This window comes from Streptomyces sp. NPDC085946 (assembly GCF_044540485.1).
Classification (GTDB): Bacteria; Actinomycetota; Actinomycetes; order Streptomycetales; family Streptomycetaceae; genus Streptomyces.
Window position 1 is genome coordinate 122,195 of the sequence record NZ_JBITSF010000014.1, and the last position, 17,869, is coordinate 140,063.

Sequence of the window (17,869 nt, forward strand, 5' to 3'; positions counted from 1 at the left end):
GAGCAGGAGAAATGCCGAAGTCCAGCTGTACGACTAGGGCATGTCGGGAGAGTCGTGGCCGTCGGCGGCCGATCAGCTTGTGGCCGCCGCCAAGATTTTCGAAAATGTCCTCATGCCCGAAGCCCCTGACATCGCGACCGCCTGGCGCTGGCTTTTGGAACGCGGGTCGGGCACGCGGGGCGCCACGCATGAACCGCTGCCTGCCGTCGTCGAGGCCGCCCACGCCGAGCCACGCCTGCGCGGCCTCTACCCTTTCCCGACACACGGCACGCTGCACTTCCTGCGCGGCGCCCCGCCCTGGAGCGGATCAGATCACGACGACATTCCGTTCATCGTCTACGGCGGGCCGCCGTACCAGGTCTACGCAGCCGGCTACGCCGCCCTCCTGGGCGAGGCCGCGACGCCTGCGGAAGCCACCGCGCTCGTCGTGAGCAATCTGCCCCCGAGGTAGTCACGCTGTCATGGCCACTCATTGAGGACCGCCACCGGCACCGTCGCCTCGCAGCGGACGGCGAGCTTGTCGCATCTCGTGGCCACGGCCCGATGGCGCTCGAGGCGATCGATCCCGCACTCGACGGCAGGACCACCGGGCGGCTCCTTTTACAGGTCCTCCTTTTCGACGCCCCGGCGGCGTGCCGATGAGCCCGGCGGACGGTGGAGTCGGCGTTCACATCCCACGTGATGAGTCCCTTCGCGTCGGCTTGGGCCTGGAGCCGGGTGACGATCCGCGCCCACTGGCCGTTCGTCCGGTCACCGCGCCCCGCAAAGCGAGACCATCCACGACCGAGATCCACTTTCACGGCAACCCTCAGGGCTTGACGACCACCTTTCCCGCGGCTGCCCCGGCCGCCATCCGCATCAGCCCGGCCGGCACCACGTCTTCCAGGCCGATGACCGCGTCGAGGGACGTGGCGGTGATCTGCGGGTGCTCGGTGAGCAAGGCGAGTGCCTCGGGCAGATCCTGGTCGCAAATGTGCACCTTTGACGTCGACATCCGGATCTCGTCGAGGACAAGCCTGGTCAGGTTCAGGGGAGAGGGGTCGCGGTGCAGGCCGACCAGCCGGATGTGACCACCGCGGCTCACCGCTTTCATGGCGGTCTCGAGGCCTTGGGGGACGCCGGAGGTCTCGATGATGATGTCTGCGCCGTCGCCGCCGGTGGCGCGCCGGATCGCGGTGACGGCGTCCTGCCGGGACGCGTCGATGAGCAGGGAACAGCCGCTCCGCTCGGCGACCTTCAGACGGGCCGCCGAGACATCGACGCCGATCGTCTCGATGCCCCGTGCCGTGCAGGCTGCCACAACCAGCGAGCCGATCCCGCCCAGTCCGATCACCGCGACCTTCGTGCCCGGTTCGGCTCCGGTGCCTCGGACCGCGTGCAGGGCGACGGCGAGCGGCTGAGCCATGATCGCGGCGTCCGCCGGGCAGTCTCCGATGGACCGGCTGATGCGCGCGGGAACATTCACCCGCTCGGCGAGGCCGCCGTCCACGTGCAGCCCCACCGTGTAGTACGCGGCACAGAGGTTCGTCCGCCCGGCACGGCACCACCGGCATGTCCCGCAGGAAACGCCCGACCCCGGCACGACCACGTCACCGGTGGTGAACCCGGTCACCTCCGCCCCTACCGCCACCACTCTCCCGACCATCTCGTGACCGAGCACCAGAGGGCCGGCATGGCCGCTGGCGGGATGTGCCGTGGTGAGGGGAATCAAGTGCGGCCCGGAGGTGAATTCGTCGACATCGGTCCCGCAGATGCTGGCCTGCAGAACCCGCAGTTGGATTTCACCTGCCGCGGGCGGCGGCGGATCGGGCCATTCCTGGACTCGGACGTCGCGTTGCCCATGGTAGACAGCAGCTAGCATCGGTCTGCTCTTTCTGGCTCGGGGCCGCGGTGGAGCCGATGGGGCCGGCCGGCAGGGGAGACAGGTGGTGACGGTCACTCAAGCCCGAGGGCCTGGAGCATGGGACGCAGCTTCACGAGCGTCTCCTCGTACTCGTCCTCCGGGTGGGAATCGGCCACGATTCCGCAGCCCGCGTAGAGGGAGGCGGTACTGTCCCGCACCAGTGCGCAGCGGATGGCGACGGCGAACTCGCCCTGCCCGGAGCTGTCGGTCCAGCCGACGGTGCCTGCGTACCATCCGCGTTCGAAGCCCTCGTGGTGCACGAGCCAGTCCAGTGCCTTCTCGCGCGGATGTCCGCCGAGGGCAGGCGTGGGGTGGAGGCGTTCGACGAACTGCAGAATTCCGAGGCCGGGCCGGACGTCGCGCCCTTCCACCACCGTCGCCAGGTGCTGGACGTTGGCCAGTTTGAGCACGGTCGGCCCGGTGCCCGTTTCGACGTGCGCGCAGGTGGGACGCAGTGCGTCGACGAGCATGCGTACCACCACGTCGTGTTCGTGCCGGAGCTTGGCGCTGTCCGTCAGCCGCTTCTCGAGTTCGGTGTCGAGCCGGGCCGTCGAGCCGCGGGGCACGGTGCCGGCCAACCCGAGGGCATGCACCTTCGTACCGCTCAGACGCACCAGGTACTCGGGGGTGGCACCGATGAAGGTGTGGGCGCCGTGTCCGACGGCGAACACCGTGGCATCGGGATAGGTGCGGCGCAGCCGCTCCAGCGCCACGGGAAGGTCGAAGGGCATGTCGGCGGTCACCCGGACCTCGCGGGCGAGGACCACCTTCTCGAAGGCGCCGTTGCCGATGCGGTCGACGGCCTGCCCGACCAGGTCCTTCCACTGATCGGCCGGGGGCAGTTCCCGGAAGGCCAGCGGTTTGCGGGACGGTGACTGCGGTGCGCCCTCGCGGAAGGCGGCTCCCCCGGGCAGGCACTGCTCGGCCAAGTGGATCAGGAACTTGGCGGTCTGCTCGGGGTCGTCCTCCGGGTGGACGACCGCGTTGAGGCGCAGTTCCGCCATCGGGGACAGCGCGGTGGAACCGCGCATCTGCAGGGCCGGCACCCACATCAGTGCTTCGGGCAAGGGAGCGGTCCGCGACTTCCCCGCGGTGGCGGCGGTGTCCGCGGCGGTGGTGAAGGAGAAGCCGCCGACCAGGAGAGGGCCCTGGCCGGTGGGAAGGCCGTCGCCGGGATGGCCACCGGTCACCGCGTCATGGACCAGTTCCTCCCATGACCTTCGGGTGGCCGGGATTCGGCTGTCGCCGCGCGCCGTCAGATCATGCGCGGTGCCGAGCGCGACCATCGAACCGCGATCCCATGCCGACTGCCACAGCAGCGACCGGTCGGTGTGGGCGCGGCCGTGGTTCCACAGGGCGATGGGATCGCCGTGCCGTAACCGCGCGGCCCAGCTGGCGAGAACCGGGCGCTGCTGCCGCTGCGCGACTCGCGCGGCACGCCGGCATACGTCGAGGAGGTCGTCCTGGGAGGCGTGCCCCAGCACGGGCAAGACAGTGGCGTCGGACAGCGCGGACATGCTCAGTACACCCCTTCCACGACCGAGGGGGCGCCTTGGGAGGCCAGTGGCCGGACGTCCGCCACGCCGTCCTGCGGATAGGCCTCCGTCGGCTCGATGCGCAGTGCGGAGTCGCGCTCCAGCGTCCACGGCAGGAGGAGATCCCGGGAGAGCAGGCTGATCCTTGCCTGTCCGCGCTCGCCGTAGGCCACTTCCCGAGCGGTGTCCTCCGGGTCCACCAGCCGTACGCTGCTGAAAGGGTGGTACGGAATGAAGACGCAGTGCTCTGTGCTGTCGTCCGGCGTCCTGGGCCGCTGGGGAGCTATGCCCATCATGGTGTTGCCGTAAAGGCCGACCACCGCCGCGTCGGGGAAGACCTCGGTCTCCAGGAGGTGGAGGGTTTCCGCACCGATGCTCGTGCCGGCCCAGATGATGCCGCGGACGCGGCTGCGGACCAGATCGAGTATCTCGTCCCGGGCGGCGATGGCCTCCAGGACCGGCGGGGTGGCGAAGAGGACGGAGACGGGCTGGGTGCGCAGGACGTCGAGGGCCTGGTCGAGGATGTGCTGGACGTAGCGGGCCACGTCGTCGGACTGCTGCTGCTTCGCCCGCTGCTTGACCCAGCGCGGGTCGAAGTCGATGTAGTGGCAGAAGGTCCGGCGCAACTGGGCGAGCAGACCTATCGAGCGGCCCACGATGTGCGGCCCGGTGGGCCCGATGTGCAGCCAGTGGCCGGCGCCTTCGCCGGGCACGCCGTGTTCTTCGAGGACCGTGCTCACCCAGTGGACGCCGGCGCGCCGGGAACGCGACTCCACGATGCGCTTGGGCCGGCCGGTGGTGCCTCCGCTGTCGAAGACCTGGAAGTCCCACGCGGACCGGTCGATACCCGCGGGCACCAGGGCGTCGACCGGGATGTCGCGCCACTCCTCGCTGACGTCGGGGAAGCGGTCGAGGTCGGCCCAGGTCCGGATGTCGCGCAGCGGGTCGAAAGGGAGCTCCGCGGCTCGTTTGATCCAGAAGGGCGATCCGGTGGAGGGGGAGAAGTGCCACTCCATCGCGGCCTGGACGAAGTCGTCCGGGGGGAGATCGGCGGTGAACGGCTCGAGTGTTTCCTTGGGCATCCTCTGCCTCCGAGGGTCAGACCTGGGTGAGGTAGGGCGAACGCGGCTGTGCGAGGGTGCGGCCGACGGCTTCCACGACCGGCTTGAGTTGCTCCATGAGGGCGGCGAACTGAGTGCCGTCCAGTGCCTGGGCCCCGTCGCACAGGGCGGCCTGCGCGTCTGTGTGCACGTCGATCAGCAGGCCGTCCGCGCCGCAGGCGGCGGCGGCCAGGGACATGGGCCCGACGAGGTGGGGGCGGCCGGTGCTGTGGCTGGGGTCGACGACCACCGGCAGGTGGGTGAGTCGTTTGGCCTCGGCGACCGCGCTCAGGTCCAGCGTGAAGCGGGTGCTGCGTTCATAGGAGCGGATGCCTCGCTCGCACAGCACCACGTCGCCGTTGCCCATGTGCATGAGGTATTCGGCGGCGAGCAGCCACTCCTCGATGGTGGCCGCCATGCCACGCTTCAGCAGAACCGGACGCTGGGACTTGCCGGCCTCGCGCAGCAGGGCGAAGTTCTGCATGTTGCGGGTGCCGATCTGCAGCATGTCGCTCTCTTCGGCGACGCGCTCCACGTCCTCGGGTGTGACGACTTCGGTGATCACGGGCAGTCCGGTGCGGCTGCGCTGCTCGGCCAGCAGGGCGAGGCCCGCAACCCCCAGTCCTTGGAAGCTGTAGGGGGAGGTGCGGGGTTTGAACGCGCCGCCCCGGAGCATCGCGGCGCCGCTGCTCACCACGGTGTCCACCACGGTTGTCATCTGCTGTTGGTTCTCCACCGCGCAGGGGCCGGCGATCACCACGAATCCCTTGCCGCCGATGATCGGGCCGTCCGGCCCGGCCACCGCCACCCGGGTGTCGTGCGGTGAGAAGTGACGGCTGGTCAGCCGCTGCGGGCCGGGGGCCAGCACCACGCGGTCCACCCCGCCCGCGGCTTGTACGGCCGTAGCCAGTTCGCGCGTTCCGGACTCCTCGGCGACGAGCACCGTTGCGCCGTCCGACGCCCCGAAAACGGGGTACAAGCCGTTCTCTCTGAGTAACGTGCCCACCCTTTCGGCCTGGTCCTGCGTTGCCTCTCGGCTCATCACCACGATCATGGATACCTTCCATGGGGCTGTCTGCGCGGGCTGTCCGGCGCTGTCCGCACGGTGGGGCGAAGAGTGCGGCAGGACCCCGCGTCGCGCCTCGACAAAGCTCTTGCGAACGGGCCGATCCTCTATGGCCGGGCCAGGCATGTCAATGGGGGTTGTCAACTCACGTTAATGATGCTCAAATCGCTGTGCCCCGCCGGTCGGGGCACGGCCGAGCCCGCATCACACGTGGAGGCGCCAGATGAAGATGATCGACATCAGCCAGGGTTGGTACGAAGGAATGCCCTCGTACAACGCGCCCTGGTACCCGCAGTTCGGTGTACGACGGGCCATGAGTCCTGGGACCGACCCCGCGAAGACCGGACGCACGTTCTCCGACTTGCACCTCTTCCCGCACAACGGCTCCCACGTGGAGTCCGGCTTCCACTTCTACGAAGACCGCGAGAAGATCGACGAGGTCCCGCTGGAGACGTTCGTCGGCCGTGTCTGCATCGCGGATCTCTCGCACAAGCGCGATCTCGAACCGGTCACCGGAGAGGACCTGGACAAGGCGCTGCACGAGGTGTGGCGGCCGGGGGACCGCCTGCTGATCCGCACCGACCACCCCAACCGCTACCTGGGGCGCGAGGACTACTGGGACAACCCTCCCTACCTCACGGTCTCCGCCGCCGACTGGGCGGTGGACAACGACGCGGCGCTCGTCGGCATGGACTGCATCACCGAGCGCCCCGACGACCGCAGCGGTCAGGTGCACCGGCGACTGCTCGCGGCCGGCATCCCGATCCTGGAGAACATCCAGAACCTCGACCAGATCAGCACGCCCGTTGCCCAGCTGATGGCGCTGCCGGTCAAGATCGCCGGTGTCGAGGCGGCTCCGGTACGCGCGGTCGTCTTCGAGGGCTGGCCCGTCTGACGGAGGCCCGTGCCGTCCGCCCGGCCCCAGGCATCCGCACCACGCCAGGAGCGGTGAGCCGTCCTGTCCGCGCCCGGGCCGACGGTGCGCTGAGCCCTGGCCGGTACCGGCCCATACCGGAGGAAAACATCTGCCGTGTTGTCCATACCCTTAGTTCGCCAAGGCGTCGAGAGCACTTCACGTGACACCCATGTGCTGCGCTCCGTCACCGGAGAGGCTCTGGCGACCGTCCACGAGGCCCCTCCTCTGCTGACTCGGCTGACCGCCAAGGCCATGCGCACGGCCCCCGAACCCGGCTTCGAGGAACTGGCCACGGTGCTCGCGGAGGCAGGCCGGATCTTCGCCACGGAGACGATCGCGGGGCAGACCCCCGACGACTACTGCCGCCTGCAGGCCCTGGCCTCCGGAGTCCCCGTCGGGGTCCCGCGCCGCACCGTGGCCCGGCTGGAACACGAATGCGGACTGCTGCCCGACGTGGTCGGCGAGCACCGGCCCGTCGGCGCCGCGTCCAACCGCCCGGCCCGCTGGGTCCGGCGGGGCTCCGTCCTCGGCGTGGTCGCACCGAGCAACCACCCGAGCACCCACCTCGGCTGGCTGAAGGCCGTCGCCCTGGGCTACGGCGTCGCCGTGCGTCCCGGCGCGCGCGACCCGATCACACCCCTGCGACTGGTCAGGGCACTGCTCCGGGCCGGCCTCCCCGCCCGCCTGCTGAGCCTGCTGCCCGGCCCGCACCCTACGGCCGACACGCTCATCACCGCCGCCGACCTCGCATTGGTGTACGGGGGAGAGGACACGGTGGCCCGGCTGCGCGGCGACGGCCGCGTCCTGGTCCACGGGCCCGGCCGCAGCAAGATCCTGGTGGACGGCCCCGTGGACGACGGCCTCCTCGACTACCTCGTGGGGGAGATCGCCGAGGACGGCGGGGTGCGCTGCACCAACACCAGCGTCGTTCTCACCTCGGGTGACCATCGCGCGCTCGCCGCCGCCCTGGCCGAGCGACTGGCGGCGCTGCCCGTACTGCCGGTGACCGATCCGGACGCCGCTCTGCCGGCCCGGCCGCTCAAGGAGGCCCTGGCCCTGCGGCAGGCACTCACCGCGGCCGCCGGGGGCGCACCGGACCTGATGGAGACGTACGGCGACGGCGACCCGACACCGCTCGTCGACGGCGACGCGGCCGTGCTGCGACCCGCCGTGGTGCGCGTGGACCGCTCCGACCACCCCGGGCTCCGCAGCGAACTCCCGTTCCCTTGCGTCTGGGTCGCGCCCTGGCACGCGGCCGAGGGCATCGCCCCGCTGCGCGACTCCCTGGTCGTGACGCTGATCGGCACGGATCCGGCCCTGACGGACGAGGCGCTGCGGACGCCCTCGATCCGCACGGTCGTCCACGGGCGCGCCCCCGGGTGGTGGCGTGACCCGTACCTGCCCCACGAGGGCTACATCGGCCAGTTCCTCAGAGATGTGAGCGGTTACGTCACATCGGACGGGCGGAGCGAATGACACTCCGAGACAAACGTGTGGTGGTCACCGGGGCGTCCGGGGACCTCGGCAGGGCCATGGCCCGCAGGTTCCTCGAACTCGGGGCCGATCTCGCCCTCCAGTACCGCAGCGACTCCGCCGCCCTGGAACCGGTTCTCGAAGCGGCACGGCAGGCGGGCCGCGAAGTGTTCGCGGTCGCCGCGGACCTCACGGAACCGGACGGTCCCGACCGGCTGGCGGCCGAGGTCCTGCGGCATTGGCCCTCGGTGGACGGACTGGTCAACAACGCCGGCGGGGCCAGGCCGGAGCCGTTCGAAGCGATCACCGCCACAGCCTGGGACCAGGCGCTGCGGCTCAACCTGACCGCGCCGTTCCGGCTGATCCAGCTGCTGCTGCCGGCGCTGCGCAAGGAGGGCGGCTCGGTCGTGAACGTGTCCAGCGTCGCCGCCCTGACCGGCGGCGCGTTCGGGCCGCAGTACGCCGCGAGCAAGGCCGGACTGATCGGGCTGACCCGCAGCGCCGCCCGCGACCTCGGGGTCCACGGAGTCCGGGTGAACGCCGTCGCGCCGGGACCGGTGGATTCGGCGATGACCTCGTCGCTGGACGGTCCGGTGCTCGACGGCATCATCCGCACCACCGCCCTGCGCCGGCTGGTGGACCCCCTGGAGATCGCGGACGCCACCGCCTTCCTGCTGGGCGCCGGGACGGCGGTGACCGGACAGACCCTCGTCGTGGACGCCGGACGCCACTTCGTGTGATGACTCCTCAGCACCTCTCGGCATCGCCAACGATATGGAGACTGTGACATGTACGTACTCGGCATCAACCTGAGCCACGACCGTGCCGCCTGCCTGCTCCAGGACGGAAGGGTCGTGGCAGCGGTCGAGGAGGAGCGGCTGGACCGGCTCAAGCACTCCGAGGGCTTCATCATCCACGGCCACTTCGAGAAGCTGTCGAAGGTCCTGCCGATGAAGGCGATCACCTACTGCCTCGACGCGGCCGGCATCGGGATCGACGACGTCGACCTGGTCGTGGGCAACCGGCCACTGGGCGACGGCGCCCGCGAGCGCATCCTGCGGGAGCTGCCGATCCGCGACAAGAGCAAGATCCACAGCTTGCCGCTGCCTTCGCACCACCTCACCCACGCCTACGCCGGCTACCTCGCCTCCCCGTTCGACGAAGCGGCGGTCCTGGTCGTCGACGGCGTCGGCAGCAAGGTGCCGGGCACCGGGCGCATCGAGAAGCACACCATCTTCGACGGCGACGGCACCTCGCTGCGGCGGGTGCACGCCGAGACCTTCCCGGAGGACTGGAGCGAGGTGGGGCTCGGGCTCTTCTACAGCTTCTTCTCCGCGAAGCTCGGATTCGTCACCCGCTGGGGCCACCCCACCTTCGGCGACTTCGAGTGCGGCGGCTACACCGAGGCCGGCAAGACCATGGGCCTGGCTCCCTACGGCCGGCCCCGCCCCGAATGGCAGCGGCTGCTCACCGTCAAGGAGGGCAACGTGGTGGTGCGCACCGAGGACATGGAGAAGGCGTGGGACTCCTGGTACGCCTCCGACGGTGACGGATACGACGCCAAGCAGAAGGGCTCCTGGCAGCACCAGTTCGCCAAGGACGTCGCCTACAAGATCCAGACCGAGACCGAGGAGGCGATGCTGGAGCTCGCCCGGTACGCCCACGAGGTGACCGGCCGCAGCAAGCTCTGCCTCACCGGCGGTGTCGCCCTCAACTCCGTCGCCAACCAGCGGATCGTCGCCGAAGGCCCCTTCGACGAGGTCTACATCCTGCCTCCGGCCGGCGACGCGGGCACCGCCATCGGTGCCGCCTACTACGGCTACTACTCGATCGCGGGCGGCACGGAACGCCACCCCCTGCGCTCGGGCTCGACCGGCCGCGGCTACACGGAGCAGGAGATCGAGCAGGCCGTGCGGGCGGTCGGCGAGAAGGTCGAGTCGCGCCGGGCCACGGTCGCGGAGGTCGCCGCACTCCTGGCCGAGCACCGCATCGTCGGCTGGTTCCAGGGCGGTTCGGAGATCGGCCCGCGGGCCCTCGGCCACCGCAGCATGCTCGCCGACCCGCGCCACCCGGAGGTGCGTGACTACCTGAACGAGGTGGTCAAGCACCGCGAGGTCTTCCGGCCGTTCGCGCCCTCGGTCCTGAGCGAGGAAGCGGACAAGTGGTTCGACATGCGCGGTGACAGCCCCTTCATGCTGCTCGTGCCCGAGGTCCTGGAGAGCCGCCGTACACAGGTTCCGGCCATCACGCACGTGGACGGCACGGCACGGGTGCAGACCGTCGAACCGGACGTCAACTCGCGCTACCACGAGCTGATCTCGCACTTCGCCGAGCTCACCGGGGTGCCTCTGGTACTGAACACCTCCTACAACGACGCCGGCGAACCCATCGTGGAGACGCCCGCGGACGCCGTCAGGACGTTCCTGAACACGGAGCTCGACCACCTCTACATCGGCGACCTGCTGCTGACCAAGCCGGGACGGGAGCTCCCGGACCGGCACCCGAGCCGGCGGCCCCTGGCATGACGGTACGACAGACCCGGTCCGCCACGCCCAAGCAGCTGCTCGACCAGGCGCTCGCCGAACTGATCAACACGGTCGACCGGCGCGACGCGGTGGGATCGGCCATCATCGCGGCGGTCGAGGGAGCCACGCTGATGGCGGGGGCGGCCGAGGAGGCCGGACTGGAGAACGGCGGGGGCAAGGCCGTGGAACTGGCGCAGGAGGCCCTCGGCGCCATGCGGGCCTCCGTGATCGCCACCACCGTGTCGGTGCGGGCGCTGGCGGACCGGCGGCGGGAGCGAGCGCTCGCCGAGTCCGCCGAGCGTGACCGCACGAGGCAATTGACCGGCTGACAGCCCCGCTGACACGACGCGAAGGAGGGTCCCCTCCCATGGCCTCAGAGGCCCTCGCACCTCACGTGTGCCACGGCACTCCGCTCCCGCAGGCCGCCCTCGCCGCGGACGGCCGTCCGGTCCTCCTCCTGGTGGGTGACGAGGCCGGCAGCCATGGCAGCTGGGCCCGGTGCGGCATCGAACGCCACTACCGTCTGCTGTCCGTGCCCACCGGGGACGGCGGGCAGGCCGCCGTCCCGTCCGGCGTGAGAGGGGTCGTCGCCTTCCACGGGACCGCCGCGGACCGGGCGCTCTCCCTCGCGGAGAGCGCCGGTCTCCCCACGGCCGCCCTGCGCACGGCCGCGCGTCGTCGGGCCGTGGGGACCCGCCGGCCCGCGCCGTCCGGCGAACCCGCCCCGGACGCAGCACTGACGGCCGTGGTCGTCAGCGTGGTGGCGGACGGCCTGGCCCGCCCCCTCTTCGTGGCCCGTCCGGAGCGGGAGGCCGCGGACAGCGGCTACGTCGTCGAAGCCGCCGACCCGCTGCTGCGCCGCGGGAGTGTCACCGAGGCGGTCCGAGCCGTGCACCAGGAGCTCGGCATCCACGGCGGCCTCACCGCCACCGAGATCCACGTCACCGGACGCGGCGGCGACCGGCGAATCACATGCCGGCACGTCGACGGCCTCTTCGGCGCGGACCCCCTGCTGCGGGCCGGGTCGCTGGCGACCGGGATCGACTGCGCACTGGTCTGGGCCGACCTGGCGGCCGGGGCCCGACCCGATCTCGTCCCGCGCAGGCGCAGCGCGGCCGCCGTGCGTTTCATCCGCGTGGGCCCTGAACTCGCCCTCGGTACGGAAGACTTGGACATCGACGAGTTGCCGGGCGGTATCTGGGAGGTCCATCTCGAAACGGCGGGGAACACCGCCGACGAATCGGGCTCCGCGACCCGGACGGTCTTCGCCGTCGCGGTCGGCGAGGACGCGGCGGCCTGCCGGCGCGCCCTCGACCTCCTGGCCGGCACTCTGCGGGTGCGGCACCGTCCCCGGCCGGCACACACCGACGAACGAACCCAACGGAGGACCCATGCCTGAATCCCGTGTACTGCTGATGATCGCGGCTTCGCTGAATCCGGACTTGCTGCGCACCCCGCACGAGATGGGCCTGGAGGTGGTGCTCGCCGCTGCGGTGGCCCCGGCGGACGACAGCCTGTACGACGTCCACCTGGCCGTGGACGAACTGGACGAGGAGGCGGTGCTCGCCGCGGTCCGCGACCACCTCGCGCACGGCGGCCGCATCGACGCCGTGGCCACCTTCCATGAAGGAGCCCTGCACGTGGCGGCCCGGATCGCCGCCGAACTCGGCCTGCCGGGCAACTCTCCGGAGGCGGTGCGAGCCATGCGCGACAAATTCCTGACCGGGCAGCGGCTCGCGGAGGCCGGAGTACCCACTCCCGGAACCCACGTGGCCACCGACTTCGCCGAAGCGCAGGCGGCCGCCGCCGAACTGGGCTTCCCCCTGGTCCTCAAACCGCAGGCCAGCGCGTCCAGCCAGGGCGTGACCAAGGTGGAGAACGAGACGGAGCTGAAGGCGGCGTTCGACAACATCACCGGCCTCTACGAACCCGACGCCTTCCGCGACGGCGCCTACTCCGTCCCCAACGTGGCCCACATCTACGCCTACCCGCAGGCGCGGGGCGTGCTGATCCAGGAGTACGTGTCGGGCGAAGAGTTCGCCGTGGACATGGTGTACGGCGGCGGCGAGTACCGGCTGCTGGCGATTCACGACAAGCCGTATCCCTTCGCGGAACCGCACTTCATCGAGGGCGCGTACGCCACGCCTTCGGCCCTGCCGGAAAGCGAGCAGACCCTGCTGGTCGACACCGCCGTGGCCGCGCTGAAGGCGCTGGGCGCGACGGTCGGCGGAGCCCACGTGGAGCTGCGGCTCACCGGCGAGGGCCCGAAGGTCATCGAGGTGAACGGGCGCCTCGGCGGCACCACCGCCTTCGTCCAGGAGTCGATCCGGGAATCGACCGGCGTGTGGGGCCCCGCGGAGTACCTGCGAGCGGTGCTCGGAGAGCCCTTCGACTTCACCGCCAAGGAACAGCCGACCCCCGCCGGCTTCACTCCGCTGCTGGCAGACCGCAGCGGAGAGATCGCCGGCTTCGCGGGCGTCGAGGAGGTCATGGACGTCCCGGGCGTGATCGGCGTCCGCTGGATGGCCAAGCCGGGTGACCACGTGGTCATCAAGTATCCGGAGAATCCCGTCTCCTGCTTCGCGTTGATCCTCGCCCGGGGCGAGACCCGTGAACAGGTCCTCTCGGCGCTGGAGGGCGCCGAGAAGGTACTCCGACCCGTCTACACCGACTGACCGGGGACCGCAGCGATGACGAGTCAGACAGATGGACCGCGTACGCATACGCACGTCCTCGACGAAGACCCGGCGGGCGCAGCGACCCGGGGCCCGCACACGCCGGGCCCGGGGCTGCCGGCCCCGCTGCGGCAACGGCACCTGACCATGATCGGTCTCGGCGGAGCGATCGGGTCCGGACTCTTCGTGGGCTCCGGAGCCGGCATCGCCGTGGCCGGACCCGGCATCCTCATCAGCTTCGTGCTGGCCGGTCTGCTGTCCGTGCTCGTCATGCGGATGATGGGCGAGCTGTCGGTGGCCCTGCCGTCGGCGGGCTCGTTCTCGGCGCACGCCGAACGAGCCTGGGGCAGCTGGGCGGGGTTCACCGTGGGGTGGCTCTACTGGTGCCTGATCGTCGTGGTCCTGGCCATCGAGGCCACGGGCGCGGCTGTGATCGCGCACGGGTGGGTGCCGGCCGTGGACACCTGGGCGTGGGTCCTTCTCTTCATGGCCGTGCTCACGGCGGCCAACGTGGTGGCGGTCGGTGCCTTCGGCGAGTTCGAGTTCTGGTTCGCGGCACTGAAGGTCGCCGCGATCGTCGGGTTCCTTGCCCTGGGTGTCCTGGCGATCGCGGGATGGCTGCCCGGCGAGAAGGCGATCGGACTGGCCCATCTGACCGATCACGGCGGGTTCCTCCCGCACGGCTGGCACGGGGTGCTGTCGGGACTGCTCGTCGTGGTCTTCTCGTTCGGCGGCATGGAGGTCGTCACCTTCGCGGCCGCGGAGTCCGCGGATCCTGTCCGCGGGCTCAGCAGGGCCATGCGCAGCGTCGTATGGCGACTGCTGCTGTTCTACATCGGCTCTGTGACGGTCATCGTCACGGTGCTTCCGTGGAACGACAGCAAGATCGGGCAGAGTCCGTTCGTGGCGGTGCTGAACCGCGTGGGCGTGCCCGGCGCCGCCGAACTGATGAACGTGGTGCTGCTCGCCGCACTGCTCTCCGCTCTCAACGCCAACCTCTACGCCGCGTCACGCATGATCTACTCCCTGGCCGAGCGGCGGGAGGCACCGGGCGTGCTGCGCCGGCTCTCGCGCAAGGGCGTGCCACGCCTGGCCGTGCTGGCCTCCGTGGCCTTCGGGTTCGTCTCCGTACTGCTGAACTTCGCATGGCCCGACAGCGTGTTCCTGTGGATGCTCAATGCGGTGGGTGTCATCGCGCTGGTGGTCTGGATCGCCGTGGCGGCGACACAACTGCGCCTGCGCGCCGAACTGGAGCGCACAGCGCCCGAACGGCTCACGATACGGGTCTGGGGTTATCCCGGCCTGACGGTGCTGGCGCTGCTTGCGATGGGTACGGTCCTCGTGCTGCTCGCCGCGGACAAGGACACACGTCCCCAGGTGGTGGGCACCGCGGTTCTCACCGCCGCGGTCCTCGCCGTCGGGGTGCTGCGGCAGCGGCGCCGCTCGGCGTCCCGGGCGGCCTGAGCGCGCGATCGCTGCCGGAGGGGGTGCGGGCACGCCGAGCGGTGTGCCCGCGCCCTCGTCGCTTCACGAGCGGGGCTCGACGGCCGCGTCCGTCCCGAGGAGTTCCGAGAGCGTCTCCTCCAGCCAGGCGCGCTCCGCCCGCTGCGCCGCCCTGGCCATGATCATCATTCCTCTGCGGTAGCGGTCCTCCTCGTCCTTGATCCGTACCGGTGTGCCGGACCGGCTGAAGAAGCTGCCCGGCCGGGTGAGGAAGTCCAGCCGCCGGCGCAGGACGGCTGCCTGCCGGACGGGGTCCGGTATCTGGCTGAGGAAGGCCAGCAGCGTGAAGAAGGATCCGCCGTCGGTGATCTCGGTCTCCTTCGGCTCGCTCAGCCGACGCAGCAGCTCGGCCCGGCCGGCGGGCGTGATCCGCAGTACCTGCCGCGGCGGTGCGCTGTCGCCCGGTTCGGCCTGGCGTTCCAGGTGTCCTGCCTGGCGCAACCGGTTGATGGCCGGGTAGAGCGCCCCGTCGCTCACTGGCCGGTTGTGGCCCATGAGATCCGAGATACGGCGGCGCAACTCGTAGGCGTGCATGGGGCGTTCCGCCAGGAAGCCGAGGATGGAGAGGGTCAGCACGGTTTTCCTTCGCTGTTCGGACGACGAGTGCCGTGTCGTGGGGGGCGTCGGGCGAAAGTCTCAACTGCCTCTACTAGAGTGACACGAAAAGAGTTAGCCTGTCCGTGCCGCCGGGCCGGGAACGCTGAGGCCGGTCCGCGGCTGGAGAAGCGCATCGGGCGAGAGGGGGGTGTGTGTCCGGCTGGACGACGATGCGAGCGATGGTGGTGGAACACCCCGGCGGGCCCGACGTGCTGCAGCCGCGTGAACTCCCCCGTCCGGAACCGCGAGACGGCTGGACACTCGTCCGCGTGATGGCGTTCGGACTGAACCGCTCGGAGCTGTTCACCCGCCGCGGACTCTCACCCACCGTGCGGTTCCCCCGCGTTCTGGGCATCGAGTGCGTCGGAATCGTGGAATCCTCGTCCGACCCGGGACTGCCGGCGGGTACCACGGTCGCGGCCGCCATGGGCGGCATGGGGCGGCAGTTCGACGGCAGCTACGCGCAGTACACCCTGCTGCCCACGGCACAGCTCATGCCCGTGACCTCGCGCCTGCCGTGGCAGGTCCTGGCAGCCGTCCCGGAGTCCTTCCTCACCGCCTACGGTTCCTTGGAGGCCCTGGAGCTGCGGCAAGGACACCGGCTCCTGATCCGCGCGGCCACCTCCTCCGTCGGCACGGCGGCGCTCGCCCTCGCCGCGGGGAGGGGGGTGGAGGTCGCGGCCACGACGCGAGATCCCGGCAAGGTGCCGCAACTGCTCCGGCACGGCGCCGGCCATGTCGTGGTCGACCGGGGCGACGGCCTCGGCAAGGACGTCCGCGCCATCTGGCCCGATGGCGCCGACCGCGTGCTGGACCTGGTCGGAGGCGTGACGGTTCTCGATTCACTGCGTCTGCTGGCGCCCGGCGGCCGGGTGTGCAACTCGGGCATCCTCTCCGACAGCTGGATCATCCCCGAGTTCGAGCCGCTGGAGGACATTCCCTCCGGAGCGGCACTGACCACTTTCTCCAGCAGTTCCGTCAACAGCGGCAGCTGGGCGCGGCACGCCCTTCAGGAACACCTCGATCAGATCGACAAGGGCGATCGCCAGGTCTTGATCGACCGCGTCTTCCCGTTCGACGAGGTCGCCGACGCCCACCGCCACATGGAAGCCAACCGAGCCGTCGGAAAGGTCGTGGCCGTTGTCCAGCACTCCTGACAACCGGCAGATACCCGTGAAGGGGGAATCGCTCAGCCCGGCCACCACACGTCGAGCACTGCTGGGCCTGGGTGTGCCGGTCTACTTCGAGCTGCTGTCCGGGGTGGTCGCCGGCATCATCGACACCGTCTGGGTGGCCCGTCTCGGGGAAGCGGCGGTCGGCGCCGTGGCCGTCGCAAGCACGTTGGAGAACGTGCTGCTGGGGGTCATCCTCATGGCCAACGTCGGCACGACGGTACTGATCGCCGACGCTCTGGGGGGCCGCCGGCGAGCGGAACTGCCGGTCGCGATCCGGGCCGCCGGAACCATCTGGCTGATCGTCACGCCCATCGTCGCCCTGGGCGGATTCCTGCTCCGCGACCAAGTCGCCCAGCTGCTGGTGGGCAGGGCCGACGGCGAGGTGCACCGACTGGCGGCCGACTTCTTCGCCATCGCGTTCCCCGGCATGGCGGTCTTCTTCGCCCAGAACGTCGTGGACGGGATCTTCAAGGGCACGGGGGACACCAGGACACCGATGCGGATGGCGATCCTCGCCAACGCCTGCATCCTGGTCCTGGACCCGCTGCTGATCTACGGCGTCGGTGTGCTGCCGGAGATGGGTGTCCAAGGCGCGGCCCTCGGGATGATGCTGGGCCGGGCGGTCGCCCTCGGCGTGAGCCTCGTCCTGCTGCGACGCAAGCGCCTCGGTGACACCGGGGGCGAGAGCACGACCCTGCGCTGGTCCGCTGCGATGCGCCGCATCCTGAGCGTCGGGCTCCCGGCGTCCGGGGACTTCGTGCTGCGCATGGGGATCAGTGCCACGCTGGTCGGCATCGTCGCCAGATTCGGCGAGGACCCGCTCGCGGCCTACGGCATCGGCATCAAGCTGATCCTCTTCGTCACCATGGCCTTCTACGCCTTCCGCCAGGCCGGTAGCATCCTCACCGCCCGCACCCACGGAGCCGGGCAGAACGCGGACCGGGTCATCGGACAGCAGAGCCTGGTGCTGGCCACGATGACAGGTGCGGGCGCTGGACTCGTCCTCGCGCTCTGCGGCCCAATGATCATGGGCTTCTTCAGCGATGCGCCGGAAGTCGTCGACTCAGGTGTAGTGCTTCTCTGGTATCTGCTGCCGTACCTGGTCCTGCTGGCCGGAGTGGTCGGACTGGGCGGCGTGTTCATGGGCGGCCGGCAGACGCAGTCGTTGTTCTGGGTCACCGCGCTCGGCGCGTGCGTGCAGCTGCCGCTGGCCTATGCCTTGAGCTCCCTGCCTGCTCTCGGCGTCCAAGGAGTATGGCTGTCCATGATCATCGGCACGGCCGCCCAGTACGCCATGACGGTGCTGCTCTTCCGCCGCCTGGTGGCCGCGGCCGGACCCGCCGGGGAGGGCGAGCGTGGCCACACCGAGCCGCAGACCGCTACAGTTGACAACTGACAAGG

Annotated in this window: 16 protein-coding genes; 11 read left to right on the forward strand and 5 right to left on the reverse strand. The window is 70.5% G+C overall.

What is annotated here, in order from left to right; all coding sequences use genetic code 11:
* Positions 1-40: 40 nt before the first annotated feature.
* Positions 41-451 carry a DUF6193 family natural product biosynthesis protein gene (locus ACIF8T_RS26010; RefSeq protein ID WP_400038501.1) on the forward strand — a complete coding sequence of 137 codons (411 nt, stop codon included), beginning with the start codon at positions 41-43 and terminating at the stop codon, positions 449-451.
* Between the two features lie 357 nt (positions 452-808).
* Here the strand turns inward: ACIF8T_RS26010 and ACIF8T_RS26015 are convergent, their stop codons facing one another.
* The 4 genes from ACIF8T_RS26015 to aroF all read right to left on the reverse strand — a co-directional run bounded on the left by ACIF8T_RS26015 (position 809) and on the right by aroF (position 5,592).
* On the reverse strand, positions 809-1,861 hold the full coding sequence (locus ACIF8T_RS26015) for a zinc-binding dehydrogenase (protein WP_400038502.1): 1,053 nt from the start codon (positions 1,859-1,861) through the stop codon (positions 809-811).
* A gap of 74 nt (positions 1,862-1,935) precedes the next feature.
* Positions 1,936-3,420, reverse strand: coding sequence for an isochorismate synthase MenF (locus ACIF8T_RS26020; protein WP_400038503.1), 1,485 nt, complete (start codon positions 3,418-3,420; stop codon positions 1,936-1,938).
* Positions 3,421-3,422: 2 nt separating this feature from the next.
* On the reverse strand, positions 3,423-4,520 hold the full coding sequence (locus tag ACIF8T_RS26025; protein ID WP_400038504.1) for a phenazine biosynthesis protein: 1,098 nt from the start codon (positions 4,518-4,520) through the stop codon (positions 3,423-3,425).
* Between the two features lie 16 nt (positions 4,521-4,536).
* On the reverse strand, positions 4,537-5,592 hold the full coding sequence (gene aroF / locus ACIF8T_RS26030) for a 3-deoxy-7-phosphoheptulonate synthase (RefSeq protein ID WP_400038505.1): 1,056 nt from the start codon (positions 5,590-5,592) through the stop codon (positions 4,537-4,539).
* Between the two features lie 235 nt (positions 5,593-5,827).
* Between aroF and ACIF8T_RS26035 the strand changes: the two genes are divergently transcribed.
* The 8 genes from ACIF8T_RS26035 (at position 5,828) to ACIF8T_RS26070 (ending at position 14,657) form a co-directional block, all read left to right on the forward strand.
* A complete protein-coding gene (locus ACIF8T_RS26035) occupies positions 5,828-6,499 on the forward strand; it encodes a cyclase family protein (protein WP_400038506.1) in 672 nt (223 codons plus the stop codon).
* A 192-nt stretch (positions 6,500-6,691) separates the two neighbouring features.
* Positions 6,692-7,996, forward strand: coding sequence for an aldehyde dehydrogenase family protein (locus tag ACIF8T_RS26040; RefSeq protein ID WP_400038507.1), 1,305 nt, complete (start codon positions 6,692-6,694; stop codon positions 7,994-7,996).
* On the forward strand, positions 7,993-8,733 hold the full coding sequence (locus ACIF8T_RS26045; RefSeq protein ID WP_400038508.1) for an SDR family NAD(P)-dependent oxidoreductase: 741 nt from the start codon (positions 7,993-7,995) through the stop codon (positions 8,731-8,733). Before ACIF8T_RS26040 ends, ACIF8T_RS26045 begins: the two co-directional genes overlap by 4 nt.
* Positions 8,734-8,781: 48 nt before the next feature.
* Complete coding sequence (locus ACIF8T_RS26050) at positions 8,782-10,518, forward strand: carbamoyltransferase (protein ID WP_400038509.1); 1,737 nt, start codon at positions 8,782-8,784, stop codon at positions 10,516-10,518.
* On the forward strand, positions 10,515-10,847 hold the full coding sequence (locus ACIF8T_RS26055; protein ID WP_400038510.1) for a hypothetical protein: 333 nt from the start codon (positions 10,515-10,517) through the stop codon (positions 10,845-10,847). Before ACIF8T_RS26050 ends, ACIF8T_RS26055 begins: the two co-directional genes overlap by 4 nt.
* Before the next feature lie 38 nt (positions 10,848-10,885).
* A complete protein-coding gene (locus tag ACIF8T_RS26060) occupies positions 10,886-11,917 on the forward strand; it encodes a hypothetical protein (protein WP_400038511.1) in 1,032 nt (343 codons plus the stop codon).
* The gene (locus ACIF8T_RS26065) at positions 11,910-13,193 is read left to right on the forward strand and encodes an ATP-grasp domain-containing protein (protein ID WP_400038512.1); all 1,284 of its coding nucleotides are present in this window, start codon (positions 11,910-11,912) and stop codon (positions 13,191-13,193) included. The genes ACIF8T_RS26060 and ACIF8T_RS26065 overlap by 8 nt, the downstream gene beginning before the upstream one ends.
* A 15-nt stretch (positions 13,194-13,208) precedes the next feature.
* Positions 13,209-14,657 (forward strand): amino acid permease, encoded by a 1,449-nt coding sequence (locus ACIF8T_RS26070; protein WP_400038513.1) that lies wholly within the window; start codon positions 13,209-13,211, stop codon positions 14,655-14,657.
* Positions 14,658-14,720: 63 nt separating this feature from the next.
* On the opposite strand, the gene ACIF8T_RS26075 is transcribed toward ACIF8T_RS26070, so the two are convergent.
* Positions 14,721-15,272 (reverse strand): PadR family transcriptional regulator, encoded by a 552-nt coding sequence (locus tag ACIF8T_RS26075; RefSeq protein WP_400038514.1) that lies wholly within the window; start codon positions 15,270-15,272, stop codon positions 14,721-14,723.
* 200 nt (positions 15,273-15,472) lie between these two features.
* Between ACIF8T_RS26075 and ACIF8T_RS26080 the strand changes: the two genes are divergently transcribed.
* Together ACIF8T_RS26080 and ACIF8T_RS26085 are read left to right on the forward strand one after the other, a co-directional pair.
* Positions 15,473-16,450, forward strand: coding sequence for a zinc-binding dehydrogenase (locus tag ACIF8T_RS26080; protein ID WP_400038515.1), 978 nt, complete (start codon positions 15,473-15,475; stop codon positions 16,448-16,450).
* On the forward strand, positions 16,434-17,864 hold the full coding sequence (locus tag ACIF8T_RS26085; protein WP_400038516.1) for an MATE family efflux transporter: 1,431 nt from the start codon (positions 16,434-16,436) through the stop codon (positions 17,862-17,864). Before ACIF8T_RS26080 ends, ACIF8T_RS26085 begins: the two co-directional genes overlap by 17 nt.
* Positions 17,865-17,869 lie beyond the last annotated feature (5 nt).

Coding starts and splice junctions, on each gene's coding strand:
- ACIF8T_RS26010 (WP_400038501.1), top strand. CDS start 41: ATGTCGGGAGAGTCGTGGCCGTCGGCGGCCGATCAGCTTGTGGCCGCC.
- ACIF8T_RS26015 (WP_400038502.1), bottom strand. CDS start 1,861: ATGCTAGCTGCTGTCTACCATGGGCAACGCGACGTCCGAGTCCAGGAA.
- ACIF8T_RS26020 (WP_400038503.1), bottom strand. CDS start 3,420: ATGTCCGCGCTGTCCGACGCCACTGTCTTGCCCGTGCTGGGGCACGCC.
- ACIF8T_RS26025 (WP_400038504.1), bottom strand. CDS start 4,520: ATGCCCAAGGAAACACTCGAGCCGTTCACCGCCGATCTCCCCCCGGAC.
- aroF (WP_400038505.1), bottom strand. CDS start 5,592: ATGATCGTGGTGATGAGCCGAGAGGCAACGCAGGACCAGGCCGAAAGG.
- ACIF8T_RS26035 (WP_400038506.1), top strand. CDS start 5,828: ATGAAGATGATCGACATCAGCCAGGGTTGGTACGAAGGAATGCCCTCG.
- ACIF8T_RS26045 (WP_400038508.1), top strand. CDS start 7,993: ATGACACTCCGAGACAAACGTGTGGTGGTCACCGGGGCGTCCGGGGAC.
- ACIF8T_RS26050 (WP_400038509.1), top strand. CDS start 8,782: ATGTACGTACTCGGCATCAACCTGAGCCACGACCGTGCCGCCTGCCTG.
- ACIF8T_RS26055 (WP_400038510.1), top strand. CDS start 10,515: ATGACGGTACGACAGACCCGGTCCGCCACGCCCAAGCAGCTGCTCGAC.
- ACIF8T_RS26060 (WP_400038511.1), top strand. CDS start 10,886: ATGGCCTCAGAGGCCCTCGCACCTCACGTGTGCCACGGCACTCCGCTC.
- ACIF8T_RS26065 (WP_400038512.1), top strand. CDS start 11,910: ATGCCTGAATCCCGTGTACTGCTGATGATCGCGGCTTCGCTGAATCCG.
- ACIF8T_RS26070 (WP_400038513.1), top strand. CDS start 13,209: ATGACGAGTCAGACAGATGGACCGCGTACGCATACGCACGTCCTCGAC.
- ACIF8T_RS26080 (WP_400038515.1), top strand. CDS start 15,473: ATGGTGGTGGAACACCCCGGCGGGCCCGACGTGCTGCAGCCGCGTGAA.